General features: G+C 65.4%; 15 protein-coding genes. 1 reads left to right on the top strand and 14 read right to left on the bottom strand.

The annotated features are described in order from the left end of the window. Nucleotides 1-27: 27 nt before the first annotated feature. Both ACHWUQ_RS15855 and ACHWUQ_RS15850 read right to left on the bottom strand, forming a co-directional pair. On the bottom strand, nucleotides 28-927 hold the full coding sequence (locus tag ACHWUQ_RS15855) for an NAD(P)/FAD-dependent oxidoreductase (protein ID WP_394681711.1): 900 nt from the start codon (nucleotides 925-927) through the stop codon (nucleotides 28-30). Next, nucleotides 911-1,396 carry an Rrf2 family transcriptional regulator gene (locus ACHWUQ_RS15850; protein ID WP_312529694.1) on the bottom strand — a complete coding sequence of 162 codons (486 nt, stop codon included), beginning with the start codon at nucleotides 1,394-1,396 and terminating at the stop codon, nucleotides 911-913. The genes ACHWUQ_RS15855 and ACHWUQ_RS15850 overlap by 17 nt, the downstream gene beginning before the upstream one ends. A gap of 159 nt (nucleotides 1,397-1,555) precedes the next feature. On the opposite strand from ACHWUQ_RS15850, the gene ACHWUQ_RS15845 reads away from it, so the two are divergent. Next, nucleotides 1,556-1,828, top strand: coding sequence for a VOC family protein (locus tag ACHWUQ_RS15845; RefSeq protein WP_394681710.1), 273 nt, complete (start codon nucleotides 1,556-1,558; stop codon nucleotides 1,826-1,828). Nucleotides 1,829-1,998: 170 nt separating this feature from the next. Here ACHWUQ_RS15845 and ACHWUQ_RS15840 read toward each other — a convergent pair whose 3' ends face one another. The 12 genes from ACHWUQ_RS15840 to ACHWUQ_RS15785 form a co-directional block, all read right to left on the bottom strand. Further along, entirely contained in the window at nucleotides 1,999-2,505 is a 507-nt protein-coding gene (locus ACHWUQ_RS15840; RefSeq protein WP_394681709.1) for a DUF6882 domain-containing protein, read from the bottom strand. A 149-nt stretch (nucleotides 2,506-2,654) separates the two neighbouring features. After that, nucleotides 2,655-3,494, bottom strand: coding sequence for an iron uptake system protein EfeO (efeO, locus tag ACHWUQ_RS15835; protein ID WP_394681708.1), 840 nt, complete (start codon nucleotides 3,492-3,494; stop codon nucleotides 2,655-2,657). A gap of 138 nt (nucleotides 3,495-3,632) precedes the next feature. Beyond that, nucleotides 3,633-4,979 carry an iron uptake transporter deferrochelatase/peroxidase subunit gene (efeB, locus tag ACHWUQ_RS15830; RefSeq protein ID WP_394681707.1) on the bottom strand — a complete coding sequence of 449 codons (1,347 nt, stop codon included), beginning with the start codon at nucleotides 4,977-4,979 and terminating at the stop codon, nucleotides 3,633-3,635. A gap of 45 nt (nucleotides 4,980-5,024) precedes the next feature. Beyond that, entirely contained in the window at nucleotides 5,025-7,130 is a 2,106-nt protein-coding gene (gene efeU / locus ACHWUQ_RS15825) for an iron uptake transporter permease EfeU (protein ID WP_394681706.1), read from the bottom strand. A 374-nt stretch (nucleotides 7,131-7,504) separates the two neighbouring features. Beyond that, nucleotides 7,505-8,113 (bottom strand): response regulator transcription factor, encoded by a 609-nt coding sequence (locus ACHWUQ_RS15820; RefSeq protein WP_312529706.1) that lies wholly within the window; start codon nucleotides 8,111-8,113, stop codon nucleotides 7,505-7,507. Continuing rightward, entirely contained in the window at nucleotides 8,110-9,183 is a 1,074-nt protein-coding gene (locus ACHWUQ_RS15815) for a sensor histidine kinase (protein WP_394681705.1), read from the bottom strand. Before ACHWUQ_RS15815 ends, ACHWUQ_RS15820 begins: the two co-directional genes overlap by 4 nt. 81 nt (nucleotides 9,184-9,264) lie before the next feature. After that, entirely contained in the window at nucleotides 9,265-10,443 is a 1,179-nt protein-coding gene (locus tag ACHWUQ_RS15810; RefSeq protein ID WP_394681704.1) for a porin, read from the bottom strand. Nucleotides 10,444-10,604: 161 nt separating this feature from the next. Then, nucleotides 10,605-11,513 carry a CorA family divalent cation transporter gene (locus ACHWUQ_RS15805; RefSeq protein WP_394681703.1) on the bottom strand — a complete coding sequence of 303 codons (909 nt, stop codon included), beginning with the start codon at nucleotides 11,511-11,513 and terminating at the stop codon, nucleotides 10,605-10,607. Further along, on the bottom strand, nucleotides 11,510-12,463 hold the full coding sequence (locus tag ACHWUQ_RS15800) for a CorA family divalent cation transporter (RefSeq protein ID WP_394681702.1): 954 nt from the start codon (nucleotides 12,461-12,463) through the stop codon (nucleotides 11,510-11,512). Before ACHWUQ_RS15800 ends, ACHWUQ_RS15805 begins: the two co-directional genes overlap by 4 nt. Continuing rightward, nucleotides 12,460-12,798, bottom strand: coding sequence for a hypothetical protein (locus tag ACHWUQ_RS15795; protein WP_312462777.1), 339 nt, complete (start codon nucleotides 12,796-12,798; stop codon nucleotides 12,460-12,462). The genes ACHWUQ_RS15800 and ACHWUQ_RS15795 overlap by 4 nt, the downstream gene beginning before the upstream one ends. A gap of 89 nt (nucleotides 12,799-12,887) precedes the next feature. Continuing rightward, entirely contained in the window at nucleotides 12,888-13,838 is a 951-nt protein-coding gene (locus ACHWUQ_RS15790; RefSeq protein WP_394681701.1) for a CorA family divalent cation transporter, read from the bottom strand. Next, nucleotides 13,835-14,164, bottom strand: a complete 330-nt coding sequence (locus ACHWUQ_RS15785; protein ID WP_394681700.1) for a hypothetical protein — start codon at nucleotides 14,162-14,164, stop codon at nucleotides 13,835-13,837. Before ACHWUQ_RS15785 ends, ACHWUQ_RS15790 begins: the two co-directional genes overlap by 4 nt. Nucleotides 14,165-14,623 lie beyond the last annotated feature (459 nt).

The following is a 14,623-nucleotide window of genomic DNA, read 5'->3' as shown; positions in this document are numbered from 1 at the left end:
GGGCGTTATCTGCATCCGGCCCTTGGCTCAGAACATCGATGCGCGGTGCGCGGCCACCCCGGCCATCGCACCATCCGCCACCGACAGCGCAATGCTGCCCGCTGTACGCGCAGCATCACCGCAGGCGAACACGTTGGCCACGCTGGTCTGCTGCATCGCATCCACCTGCACATAGGGGCCCATCGGGCCATCGGCCAGCACGCAACCGAGCTGCTGCGCCAGCGGGCTGGCGGGCGAGGTGCGTGGCTGGGTAAACAGGCCTTGCATGCGGATGCTGCGGCCATCGGCCAGCACCACATCCGCAAAACCATCGATGCGCTGCACCGGCGTCGCCTCGATCTGGGTGCCGCGCCGGGCGAAATCGGCCAGATCTGCCTCCGTCGGCGCGTAGACGCCATTGAGAAACAAGGTGGTCGGGCCCCAATCGGGCAGCATCATCGCATGGTGGTGGGCCATTGGCGACGCGGCAATCACCCCGATGGCGCCGCCACCCACCTCGTAGCCATGGCAATACGGGCAATGGAACACGCTGTGGCCCCAGCGCTCGGCCAGGCCGGGCACGGCGGGCAGCTCATCGCGCACACCGGTGGCCAGCACCAGGCGGCGCGCCACCAGCAACTGGCCGCCTACCTGTAGCGACAGTTCGCCGCTGGGCAGCACCCGGGCCTGCTCGGCCTGGCCGCCGATCCAGCGCACGCTGGGGTACTGCAGCAATTGCGTGCGTGCCTGCGTCCACAGCTCGGCAGGCGCCACACCGTCGCGCGACAAAAAGCCGTGCGAGGTGCTGCCTGCCTCGTCGACAAAGCGGTTGCGGCGCAGGCCGGCATCGATGACGGTGACCTGGCGGCGCGCCCGCGCCAGCTGCAACGCCGCCGACATGCCGGCGTAGCTGCCGCCGACGATGGCGAAATCAGTGTGAATGTCCATGGTGGTCCTCTATACGGTGGGAAGTGGATGTTTTGGCCAGCCGGTGCGCGCGCAGCGAAGCGCCGATCTGGGCAGACAGCTGCGCCAAAGTGATGCCGCCCAGCTTGGCCAGCAACGAGGCCTCGGCCTCCTGCATGGCGCTGCGCAGCGACTGGTTGACCACCTGTGCGACCAGGCATTCGGGGTGGTCCTCGCGAAAGCCCAGCGACACCAGCGCCGGCGCGCCCAGCGCCTGGTGGATGTCGCGCAATGTCGTCTCGCCCCAGCCGGGCGCAATCAGCCAGCCGCCCCCATGGCCCTTGCCGGACGAGACCATGCCCGCATCGCGCAAGCCGGCCATCAGGCGCCGCAGCACTACCGGGTTGGTGTCCATGGTCTGCGCCAGGACCTCGGAGGTCAGCGGCGTCTGCGCCTCGGCCAGGTGCAGCAGCACATGCAAAACGTCAGAAAACTGGCTGTTGTGTTTCATGCAACTATTGTAGTTACATGAAATGAATCCGCGCCAGCGGCTCCGCAAAGAACCATTACTCCGGCCAAGGACAAACGCTGGCCGACGGCCGCCAGCGCCCCGCTGCGCCATGCCACCATCGCGCAGCCCACCACCGCCCCCCAAAGCAAAGGAATCGCCTTGTTCAAGAAGCTGGAGTCTGTCGTGCTGTTTGTCGCCGATATCGATGCGGCGGCCGCCTGGTATGCGCAGCTTTTGGGCGCGGAGGTGCAACACGAGAACGCGCACTATGCCTTTGTGCAAGGCCCGGGACTTTTGATCGGCTTCCATCCCACCGATGGCAAATGCCCGGGCGGCGTGAGCGGCACCACGGTGTACTGGGAGGGGCCGCCCTGGGCGCGGCCATTGAGCGCCTGCAGGCGCAGGGCGCCCGGCTGTACCGGGGGCCGATGACGACCAGCCTGAGGGCTACAGCGGCGATGCTGCTGGACCCCTTTGGCCGCAGCCTGGGCTTGCTTTGCCCGGCAGGCAGCTAGTCGCGGACGGCTAGTCGCGGACGGCTAGTCGCGGACGGCCAGTCGCGGGCGGCAAGCTGCGGACGGGTAGTCGTGGACGGCTGGGCTTTACTGCAACGCCTGGTCCGGGTTCTGCACCACTTGCAGATGCAGGATGCTGAAGTACAGCGTGATATCGCCTTGCTGGTCGATAAAGGTGCCGATCGCGCGCTGCAGGCGGGCGGCAATGCAGAGGCACTCGGTTGCCTCGGGCCGGCCACCGGGGATGCTTGCAGTGGTCAGCAAGGCCAGCTGGTGCTCGCGGCCAAAGTCGTGCACGACCTCCAGGGCCTGGCCATGCTGGGCGGGGATATTGGCATTGGCCCAGCTCCACACAAAGCTGCCTTCGCTCTCGCTGCTGGTGCCCACCAGGCAGACGGTGCCCTGCACCTCATGCAAGGGCGCCTGCAGCACCAGGCTGGCACTTTCCAAATCCCAGTGGTATTGCGGGGCGCTCTGCAGGCCAAACTGGCGTGGCCATTCGGTATTGCGGGCCATCATCGTCTCGACGGCCTCGCGGCTCCAGGCGGCCCAGTCGGTCTCGCCCCCGTCGGGGCTGGTGGTGGTGTCGTTCATAGCGCTAGCGGTTCAAATTGCAGCCGCCATTGTCGGCCAATCCAAGAGCCTGTTCTAAAAGCCTGATGGTCGACAACTGCGTCAGCCATAAAAAAACCGCCCCTTGCACAGCACAGGGACGGTTCATCGTTCAGCGCCTGCGGGCGTGATCAGTTCAGGCCGAGCATGCCGCGCAGCTTGGACAGGTCTTCGGCCAGCGTGTTGACGCGGCCTGCCAGGATCTTGCGGTCGCCCTCACCCAGCTTGGTGTACAGCTCAAAGCTGCCATCGGGCTTGCGGTACTTGGCCAGGATGTCGAACACGGTCTTGAAGTTGGCCGCAGTCTTTTCGACAAAGGCCTTGTCCTTCTTCTCGACCAGGGGGCGCAGCAGTTCGAAAATCTTGTCCGCACCTTCGAAGTTGGCCTGGAAGTCGTCCAGGTCGGTGTGGCTGTAGCGCTCTTCTTCACCCGAGATCTTGGTGGCCGCCACCTCTTCCATCAGCACCGCAGCGCCGCCCACGACCTTTTCAGGCGGGAAGGTCAAACCGCTCACGCGCTTTTGCAGTTCCTTGGTATCGGCCAGCAGCTTGTCGGCAAAAGGGGTCAGGCCCTTGGTGCTCTTTTCGACCCAGAGGCCGTACTCGATGCGGTGGAAGCCGGTGAAGCCCGGGTCCTTCTCGGCCTTCTCATGGTCGTCGGCACGCGAATCCATGCTCTTGTCCAGATCGGCAAACAGCTCGGCAATCGGCTCGATGCGCTCGTAGGGGCGGCGCACGGCAGCGTACATCTTCTTGGCCTCTTCGATCTTGCCAGCCTTGACCGCATCGGTGAAGGCCTGCACGCCCTTGACCAGCTCGCGCAGGTTGTTGTTGACGTACAGCTTGTACTCCGCCAGCGGCTTGACCAGCTCCAGCGCAGACACGCCTTCTGCTGCCCAGCTGGACAGGGGGATGACGCTGGCACTGCCGGCCAGCAGCAGGCCTTGCAAGAATTGGCGACGCATAAACATACGAGAACTCCTAGACTGTTAGATTGATAATTTTTGGCTTCCGGTATCCCCATGCCAAATCCCGGCTGACGTGCTTCATGAAGAAGAACGCGCCCAGGCCTTGCCGTACAGACACCGGTGGCTGGTTAGGAAACGAGATCAGGCCTTGTTGGCGGCAGCGGCCAGCAGGCCACGGCCCAGCCAGTCATTGGCATCGGCCACACCGGGCAGCACATAGAAAAAGCCGCCGCCAATGGGCTTGATGTATTCTTCGAGCGGCTCGCCGTCGAGGCGCTTTTGCACGGTGACAAAGCCCTTTTCCAGATCGGCCTGGTAGCAGATGAACAGTAGGCCCATCTCCAGCTGGCCGGACTTGGTCACACCATTCGAATAGTTGAAGGGCCGGCGCAGGATCAGGTTCGCTTCGCTGCCATGGTTGCGCGGGTTGGCCAGCCGGATATGGGCGTCCATCGGCGTCTTCTGGCCTTCGGGATCGGCCGCATAGTCCGGCGTGTCGTGCTCGGTCTTCTTGCGCGCATCCAGCGGCGCACCGCTGTCCTTGTCGCGGCCCATGATGGCCTCCTGCTCGCCCAGCGGCGTGCGGTCCCAGCGCTCGACAAAGTTGCGGATGATGCGCACGGCCTGGTAGCTGCCGCCCGCGGCCCAGGCGGGCTCGTCGGATTCAGGCTGCACCCAGACAATGCGGCGCATCATGGCCTCATCGTCCGATGGTGGGTTGGCCGAGCCATCGCGGAAGCCCAGAAAATTGCGCGCGCTCTCAGCGGGCTGGCCCACGGCAGCGGGGATCGGCGGTACCGAGCCCTCCTGCTTCCAGCGCACCATCAGCAGATCGGGCAGGTTCTTGATGATGTCGCGCAGCGCATGGATATTGGTATCGGGCGTGTTGGCGCAGAACTGGATCGACAGATCGCCATGGCAGAGCGCGGCCTGCAGCGCATCGTTGGGGTGCTGCTGCATGGGGGTCAGGCGCTTGGGCCGCTGGTCCTTCAGGCCAAAGCGGTCATCAAACAGGCTGTGGCCCACGGCCACGGTGACCGTCAGTGCATCGGGCTGTACCACCGGGCCCAGAATGCCAGAGCCCGCCGGCGGCAGCTTGGGGTCGAGCACCGGCTGGGCACCGCCCTGGGTCAGAAAGTGGATGCGCTCGGTCAAGGTCTTGAACAGGCGCTCCAACTCTGCCGGGTTGCTGGCCAGCACATCAAAGCTGACCACCATGCCGGCCAGCGGCCGGGGCGTGACGATGCCGGCCTGGTGCCTGCCGTAAAACGGCACGCGCTGCGCAGACACGCTGCTGTGCGGCGCATCGGCCACCTGGGTTTTGCCCGGCGAGGCATCGTCGGCAGCCAGCGCCTGGCGCACGGGCATGCCGGCCAGCACGCCGGCGCCCATGGCGCCAGCGGCCTCGCCCAGCCAGCGGCGGCGCGACGGGTCGGCGCCCTCGCGGACGATGGATTGAGACTCGTTCCTGTTCTTGAACCAAGACATATGGTGCTTTCTGTATGTTATTTGTAGAAATAGAAGGCGGAAACTTTAGGGCTGCAAGCCCAGCGCTGCATTGACCTTGGCCATGTTTTGCGAACTCTGGTAGAGCGCCTGGGCCAGGTTCTGGCACTGCACCGGGTTCAGTGCCTGGCCGGCCATGTCGGCCACCTGGCTGTCATCGGCGGGCACGCCCAGCTCTTCGATGCGCTGGCGCAGCTTGGCCAGGCTGTCCTGCAACTGCTGGTTCAAGGCCGGGTTGGCATTGCCAAGTACCGGGGACAGCACTTGCTGGGCCTTGTGGGCCGCCGCCCAGCTGCCATAGACGAACTGCAGCACCGCCCGGCCCTGTTCGGGCGTGGTCGCCTCGCCGGGAATCAGCGTGGAGGCACGCTCCAGCGCCTTGGCTGCTGCGGCGGCAATCGACTGCGGCTGCAAGGCCGCATCGCCCAGGCGCTGGGCCAGTTGCTGCACATCCTGCTGCAGGCTGGTGGCCAGCGGCAGCAGCTGCTCAGCCGGCTCGCCCGCTTGCAGACCGGCGGCAATGCGCTGCAAGCCCACAAAGGCCGGGTCCTTGTCACGCAGCGCAAAGTCTGCGGCGCGCGCATCGATGCGGGCATTCAAATCGCCGTACTGCACCGCCAACGGGGCCAGCTTTTGGTACTGGCCGCGCGCCAGCGCTGCCAGTTGCAGGGCATCGCCGGGGTAGCCATCGGGCGAGATGGCACCGGCTTCCAGTGGATGGGCCAGGCGCTGCTGCAGCGCATCGACCATCTCCTGCAGGCTGGCCGTCTCGGTCAGCATGTAGACCTGGTACTCGGCCAGTGCGCCCAGGAAGGCGGTCACCGGCGGCTTGGCGGCTTCGGCCTTGAAGGCGTCCGACGTCGTCACCGTCAGGCTGCCGCGTGCGGCGTTGAGCAGGCCGCAGGTCATCTCATAGTTGCCGGGTACCAGGCGTGCGCTCAGCTGCTGCGTCATGCCGGGCAGAATGTTCTCGCGCTCTTCGAGCACCATCACGCCGTCCAGAATTTCCCATTCCAGCGCCCGCTGCGACTGGTTGACGATGCGGAAAATCACCTTGCCCGCAGGCACGGTCACCGCATTGGGGGTGCAGGTGCCCTGGTTGATCTCGATGGTCACCACCGGCACGCCATCGACCGATGTACTGCTGCCTGCAACCTCGCTGGCACGCGGCACCGTCGATGCCTGCCAGAAAGCAGCAGCACCGAGCAGAAACACGACGACGCTACCCAGGACGACCGGGCCAAGACGCGGAGCAGGCTCTTCAGCGGCCACTTCGGCCGCTGCGGCTGCAGGGGTGGGCGTGGCAGGAGCGCCCGCCACGGCAGGCGCCGCCTTGACCGGCCAGAAGAACATCACCAAGGTCACGGCCAGGTACAGCGCCCAGGCCAGCACTTCGCCGGCGACGGGTGCATGCATGTAGCCCAGCAGGCCGCCCAGAATGACACCCAGCGGGCTGTCTTCGGGCAGCACGGCGCTGCTGTCGAATACCACTTGCTGCAGCTGGTTCCAGACCCCGGCCTCATGCAGGCGGCGCACGGCGCCGGCCAGCAGGCCAGCCGCCACGACCAGGATAAAGATACCGGTGTAGCGGAAGAACTGGCGCAGATTGATGCGCACGCCGCCTTTGTAGAGGCCCACGCCCAGCAGCACCGACAGCGCCACGCCGAGGAAGGCGCCCGCTGCGGCACTCCAGCCCGAGCTTTGCTGGAAGATGGCCAGCAAGAAGAAGACGGATTCGACGCCTTCACGCGCCACCGCCAAAAAGACCATGCCGATCAGTGCCCAGCTGGCACTGCCCGAGGTGCTGAGCGCCTTGTCGACCGAGGCCTGGAGCTCCCCTTTGATCGAGCGCGAGGCCTTGCGCATCCAGAACACCATGCCGGTCAGCATGCCCACGGCGATAAAGCCGACCAGCGCTTCAAACAGCTCCTGCTGCTTTTGCGGAAACTCGGCGGCCATCCACTGCAGACCCGCGCCGACAAACAGCGACAGACCCAGCGCCAGGAACACCCCCGCCCAGACAGCGGGCATCAGCCTGGCACGGCCCGTGTGGCGGAGGAAACTCGCAATGATGCCCACGATCAGCGCGGCCTCGATGCCCTCGCGCAACATAATCAAAAAAGGAACCAGCATGTAATGTGTTGCTCAAGCCGGGGTCGCACGTCAAGGCTGCGCCGCCTGCTGATCTTTCTCAGTTCTGTCGATGAATTGCAAACCCTGCAGGATGGCCAACGGTCGGCCGCAGGCAGCCCATGCGGCAATGCAACAAAGGCAGGTGCAGCATGTTAAGACCAAACTGGCGACCCTGGCGGTCCAGCGTGCAGTCTTCGACAAGCAGCTACCATCTTTACAAGCGAAAACGTATATCTTAGCACCGCTCACGGGGCTTTCAAGCTATCAATTACATAGCAACCCTGCAGAACCCAACACCCCTGCCGCCAACATGGCGTAAGCCGGGCTTCAGAATGGCCCGGGCCGCCTGGTGCCGCCCGTTTCGCGCCAGGCCACTACACACCCAGCTTTTCGGTCAACCGCACCAGATCGGCCAGCGAGCTCAGCTGCAGCTTGCGCATCGCATTGCCGCGGCGCACCTTCACGGTCACTTCGCTGAGTTGCAGCTGGTGTGCAATCTGCTTGTTCAACAGGCCCTTGACCACCAGTTGCACCACCTCGCGCTCGCCGTCGCTCAAGGTCTGCCAGCGTCCGCCGATCTCGGCACGGTCGGCATCCGCCAGGCGCCGGGCGCGGTCTTGCGCAATGCCTTGGTGGATCGCGTCCAGCAGGTCCTGGTCGCGAAACGGCTTGGCCAGAAAGTCGATGGCGCCGCTTTTCATGGCTTTGACGCCCATCGCAATATCGCCATGGCCGGTGATGAACACCACCGGCAGTTGCAATCCCAGGGTCTGCATCTGGCGCTGGAACTCCATGCCGCTCAGCCCCGGCATGCGCACATCCAGCACCAGGCAGGCGGGCACATCGGCCAGCGGCTGTGCCAGGAATTGGGCCGCCGAGGCAAAGGCGCGCACCGGCAGACCGACCGATGCGAGCAAATCCTCCAGCGCGGCGCGCACCGAGTTGTCGTCATCGACCACATAGACCATCGCTGCGTCCGTCATGCCTCGCCCTCCGCGGGTGCCACCGGTACGCTGAATGTGAACACCGCCCCGCCCGGTGCATGTGGTTCGGCCCAGATATGGCCGCCATTGGCCTCGACAATGCTGCGGCTGATGCTCAGCCCGACGCCAATGCCCTCGTGCTTGGTGGTCCAGAAGGGTTCGAATACCTGTTCCTGCGCACCGGCGGGCAAGCCGGGGCCGCCGTCCGAAATGCGGAACACCAGCTTGTCGGCCTGCTGCAGCGATTCGACAAGGATGGTGCGGCGCGCTACATCGACCAAGGCCGTCGCCTCCATCGCATTGAGCACCAGGTTGGCGATCACCTGCTGGACCTGCACCGGATCAGCCAGCGCCAGCGGCAATCCGGGCGCCAGATCGGCACGCATCGCAATGTCCAGCCGCTGCATCTCGGCGTGCGACAGGGCCAGCACTTCACGCACGGCGGCGTTGAAGACGAAGGGCCTGGTGCTGGCCGGCTCGCCTTTGCTGAGCTTTCGCACCCGCGCAATGATGCCGCTGGCCCGGTCCGCATCGCCAAGGATGCGCTGCAGGGCCTGACGGGCCTTGTCCAGCTGGGGCGGGTCCTGCTCCATCCAGCGCTGGCAGGCGTGGCCGCTGGTGACGATGGCCGCCAGCGGCTGGTTCAGCTCATGCGCAATCGACGTGGTCAGTCCCTCCAGGCTGTGAATGCGCGAGATGCGCAGCAGCCTGGCCTGTGCCTCGTGCGCCGCCGCGCGCGCCAGTTCCGCCGTGCAGGCCAGGTAGCCGGTGATGACAATCGCCACCGTGCTGATCAGCATGTTGACCAGCCCGGCGCGCTGGTCACCATAGCTGGTGATGAGAAAGCTCAGCCAGGTCAACGCAACGCAGCTGCCTGACAGCACGATGAGCCCACGCCATGTCAGCGCATGGGCCATCGCCAGAATGATCACGGTGTAGAAGACCGACACGGCCACTTCATAGCGGGTTGCCGTGTCTATCAAAAACAGCAGCGCCAGGGCCAGCACCATGGCGGTCAGATGCAGGCCCCGGCGGCGCCGGGGCGTGGTTGGCAGGGACGGTGTCTTCATCAGCAACAGAGCGTCTGTGGGTTACAGGGATTGCCAAAGGCTACCACGCCGATCCCAGCGGTGCAGCGAAGTCCCTGCGCCTCAGAAACGGGTGTTCAGCCCGAAAGCCACCTGGCTGACCGACGGTTGGCTGGCATCCAGAACCCCATCCATCGCATAGGCCCGGCCATGGGCGGCAAAGGCGTACAGGGAGGTGCGCAGCGACAGCGGGTAGATGTAGCCCAGCGACATCACCTGGCTGGTCTTGGCGCGTGCGCCGCTGTCCTGCCAAGCCCAGTTGGGCCGTGCCTGGGACCACTGCATCTGAAACTCGCCATGGCCCATCGGAATCGATGCCGCCAGATAGACCGCGTCCAGCCGGCCTCCATCGATGAACTCGGCAGGCCCCAGGCCCTTGAGCCCGGCCGCCTGCAACTGCGCCGGGCCATCACCGCCATTGCGCCCGACAAAGCCATTGCGCTGGCGGCTCCAGCCCGCTGCCAGGCGCGCCACACCAAAGTTATAGCTGGCACCCAGCTGCGCAGCGCTGGGGCGCCGCCCTCCCAGGGCATCCAAGCGCAGCGCACTGGCTTGCTCCCAGCTGGCGGCCAGCAGCCAGGGGCCTTGCTCATAGCGCAACGCCAGGCTGTAGAGCTTGTAGGCAGAGCCGCCGGCCGCATCAGCGGCTGCTGCATCACCTGCATCAAAGCTGTAGCTGGCGCCCAACTGCACACCGCTCCACTGCGGGCTGCGCCAGCTGATCTGTCTGGACACCTGGTAGTTGTCGGAGGCCCGCAGCAAGGCACCCACGCCAAAATCGCGCCAGGCCCCCACTTCGATCGCGCTGACAAAGGCCTGGCCGACGGTGTACTGGCGCCCCAGGCGCAACTCGCCCAGGCTGGCGCTCCCCACCCCCACCCAGGACTGGTAGTTGAACGGCCGTGCCGGGTCATCGGGCGCACCACGGGCAACATCCAGCCCGCCCTCCAGCGCGAAGGCGGCGTAGCTGCCGCCGCCCAGCGCCTCACGGCCCTGCAGGCCCCAGAGCGAGTCCGACTGGCCTCCGCTCAAAAGGCCGTTTTCGGTGGGCCCGCCGCTCACCCGGGTTGAACTGACCGCCGCATCGACGGTGCCATACAGGCGTACATGGGTTTGCGCCTGGGCGGGCATGGCCACCACGGCGGCCAGCACAGCGGCAGCGCTGCACCAAGCCCAGCGGATACGCGTCTGCTCGGGCGCCAACGGGCGCGCAGCAATCCATACAAAAAACAACGGTGACATAGGTGGCTCAGTAAAAGTGGGGCCGGGGCGCTGCTGCAACGCGCGACGGGCGCAGCGGCCCGGCTGCAGAAAACAGGAAGATAACCAGCACCAAGGGCTGCGCAGGCCATGGCACCAGCCTCCCCCGTGCGATCGTGCGGCGCCAGCAAGACGGTTTCGTGTCATCGCAGCGTACCCGATTGCTTGACCATCCAGACGGGTACCGCGGTGAGCACCAACACGGCAAGCAGCTGCGTCCACAGCGAACCCTCCCAGGACAGTTCGGGCATCACGCGGAAGTTCTGGCCATACCAGTTGATCAGGGCCGTGCCGGGGATGAACGCCGCCCAGAGCACGCTGAACACCTTGGTGACATTCAGGTCGCTCATCGCCACAATTTCCTCGGCCGAGCGGCGGTGGAAGCGCTGGCGCTCCAGCATGAAGCGACTGCGCCGCTGCACCCCGTCGATCTCGGACAACAGCGCATCGACATGCTGACGCCCGAGCTGCGAGCCCTGCAATACGCTGCGGCGCAGTTGCTTGGCAGCCTGTTCCAGATCATCCAGCGCCTGCATCACGACCGACAGCGGTCGGCTGAGCATGGACAGATAGCTGTCCACATCGATCAGGTCCTCGGCGCCCCGGGAGTCCGGCGTACCCACCGCAAGCTGGAAGCTGCGCAGCGAGCGCATCGAGCGCGTCAGCCCCTCATCCATGCGATCGAGCACCAGCCCGGTCTGGCCCAGCAACTGGTGCAGCAGCACCAGCGCCACGGCATGCGCGCTGCCCGCCGGCAAACCCTGCGCCCTGAAGCGCTGCTGCGCCTGACCGGGCCGGAGCATGCGGTGCCCCGTCTCGACCGTGTAGAGGGTCTGCGCATCTGCGGTCTGGTGCCACAGCAGATCGGCCACCAACACGCGCCCGTCCTGCACACGCGCGCAGCGGATGCGTATCGCCGCCCCGGCATCCGGTCGCTGCGCCGCGCTGGCCGGCGCCAGGTCCATGCCATGGTGCCTGCCCAGGTCATCAAGCGCCTGGGGGCTGGCGGCGTGCAGGCGGGCCCATAAAGGCAAGGTCTGGTCCCAGGTCATCGCATCCACCCCTTGCGTTTGATGTAGGCCAGCGGCACCAGCGCGAACAGGCCCGTGAGCCCCATGACCATCCACTCTCCCCACGGCAACGCCAGCTCGGGCATGTAGGCAAAGTTCTGCCCATAGAACGCAGCGACCAGCGTGGGCGGCGTGAACACGGCAGTCACTACGGTGAACACCTTGATGACCTGGTTTTGCTTGATGTCCAACGTGGTCATCAGCGACTGCTGCAGGTTGCGGATCTTGTCGTGCTGAAACCGGGCATAACGGCGCAGGCTGTGGATGTCCGCCAGCAGGACCGTCAGGCGCGGGCCCAAGCGGGCATCCCCTGCAGCACGCCGCAGCCAACGTCCGGCACGGGCCAGCATCAGCTGGCCTTCCACCGCTTTGGCAACCAGTTCCTCGGCTTCTGCCAATGCCATTGCCGTGCCGGCAATGTCGGCCACCCCGGCCTGGCGCTGGGCGGTGTCGAAGCCGCCGCTGGCCGCCGCCACGGCATCACTGCGCTCGTCCAGGCGCTCGGCGATGGCGCGCAAGCTCGCATGGGCGGCATCGTTGAGCGCTTCGAGCAGGTAGAGCATCATCGTGCCGGGCCCGAGGGCGCCACCATCGGCCAAGCGGGTCAACAGCTGTTCGCTGGCCCGGTCCAGCGCATGCAACGCGGGGCCTTGTTCAACACTGATCAGCTGCTCCTTGCCCAGTGCCAGGACGAGGACGGTTTCTCGGAACTCCCCCTGCTGGCAGACGACCAGCTCCATCGGGATGACAATGAACTCACCCTCCTGCGTCGCGGCTCTGCCTCGGATCGGGGAAAGATCCAGTCCATGCAGGTGTTGTTCGGCCGCCAGCGGCTCGGCTTGCTGCGTATGCAGCCGCTGCCAGCCAGCCTGGGCCAGGCGCGCCGCCATCAGGCCGCCTGCCGCATGGGGGTTGGTGCGGTCTTCGGTCATTGCTGCACCTCGGGGGTGGCGCTGCCTGCCGGCGCGGCGGTTGCATCGGCTTGCGCGGCCTGGCTCTGTTGCTCCAGCACATGGCCGCCATAGAGATGCAGCGCGGCGAAGCTGCCCAGAATCAGCGCATAGAGCACGATCACCGCGATCATGATCTCGCGCTCGATCTGCGCGGTGCGCGGACGGCTCGCACGCGCCTCGTTGATGGCCTGGCGGCGCTGCGATGCGGCCTCGCCCGCATCCTGCAGGCTCAGGTCGGCATTCCAGACCAAACCCTCCAGTTGGCGGTTCAGCGTGGTGTAGGTATAGCGGCTCTTGTCAGTCGTTGGCGGCATGGAAATAACTCCTGGTGGGGGAAATCGCAGACAGCACACCGGTCTTTGACAAAAGCCCGAGCGCAGTCTTTGCAGTGGCAGGTCTGGGCTCAGCGCAGCCAGCCACGGTGCTTGACATAGAGCAGCGGCAGCAACGCCAGCCCTGCCGTCAGCGCGATGGTGATGGGCTCGCCGTAGTGCCACTCCAGAATGGGCATGCGGGCGACGTTCATGCTGTAGTAGGTGGAAATCAGCATGGCAGGTAGAAACACGGCTGTGACGACCGAGAAGACCTTGACAATCTGGTTCTGCTTGACGTTCAGTGCCATGTTGTTGGTTGCTTGCAGCAGCCGCACGCGGTCATGCACAAAGCTGACATGGTCCTCCACGGCTTCAATGTCCTCGATCAAGGTCGCATAGAGCGCTTGAAGAGCGGTGTCGGCCTGCGGCATGCGCGCCTGTGCATGGCGCGCTGCCAGCGCCAGCTGCAACTGGCTCTCCAGGCAGTCGGACAGCAGCTCTTCGACTTCGCCCAGGTCCAGCTGCGCAGAGACCACATCGCTCACGCCAAAATCGCGGTCCCGCGCTTCCAAGCTATTCAACACCGAGTTGGTTTGCACCAGCACCCGGCCCAGATCGCTGTTGAGCGAATCCAGCAGCTCGTCCGTCGCATCGTTGATGGCCTGGAGCACCATGGCAAAGTTCTCAAATGCCGGCAAGGCTTGCCCTTGGCGCTCCAGCCTGGATTGCGCCGTCTCCAGCGCCTGCGGCGCGGTGCCGGGTTCCAGCGATACCAACATGCGTGGGCCCAGCACAAAGATGACGCGGCTGGCTTTCCTCAGGCCCTGCTCAACGCCCAGAAAAGTGATCGCAAAGTAGCTGAATTCGCCATCCTGGCTCAGATTGCGCTGCAGGCCATGGGCAATGTCCAGGCCCAGGCTCTGCTGGATGCCGGTCAGCCTGCCGGGTTCATCGGCTCGGATGCGCAGCCACTGGGGCAAGGCTTCCCGCGCGGCACCTGCAGAGGGCTGCAAAAGATCAGATCGGTGTTGCATGTTCATCGGGAAGACTCCTGCGCGGGGCTATCGGATTTGAGAGACCTCGCACTTTCGTAGAAACCGGCGTGCGAGCCCGAGGTGGACGAGGTTTTGGTATCCAGGTGGTAGTTGCCAAAATGCAGAGCCGCCACGGCGAGCACCAAGATGCCCCAGGTGACGCCCAGCATCGAAAAAGAGAGGCGCTCATACCGCGACCAGGGCGGAGGCGGCTGCAGCGGCAGCGCATAGGGGCGGCGTGCAGACCGGCTCCAGACAAGGCTGTGCAGGTTCAGGCCGGTATTGGCGGCCGGTGGCGGTCCACCGGACGAGAAGTGTTGAAAGTACGGCATCGCGCATCCTCGGTTGGCGCAGCTCCGCGCTGGCGATGGCACACGCAATGCGTGCCAAGGCCTGGCGGATTGACAAGTAGGGAATAAGCCGGCTGCAGGCTTTGCGTGTGGCAAAGCGCAGCGCAGGGGTTAGCGGCGGGCGCTTGCAGCCGTCACCGATACAGGCAGACCTGCCCGATGGCCAAATATCCAGCACAGCGCGCGCGAGCGGGCCGTGGGCCGATAAGGCGCCAGCCGGGCAGGCCTATCGACGCTCTGTAAGCGGCGTCGGGCGAGCCGGCTCAAATGGGGTAGCACCCGTGCACGCTCGGGGCTAGGCAGCTTCGACAGCGCATCGGCAATGACCGGGCCAGACAGGCCAGACAGCGCCTGGGCAAAGGGCTTGTCGCCCTGCGATGCCAGAAAGGCAGACAGCACGGACGGGGCGTCAGATGCTACAGCGGCTCGAATGACGCGCTG

Source organism: uncultured Comamonas sp. (assembly GCF_964277875.1).
Taxonomy (GTDB): Bacteria; Pseudomonadota; Gammaproteobacteria; order Burkholderiales; family Burkholderiaceae_C; genus Comamonas; species Comamonas sediminis.
Note: the sequence above shows the minus strand (reverse complement) of the source record. Positions and strands in the feature narration are given on the sequence as shown.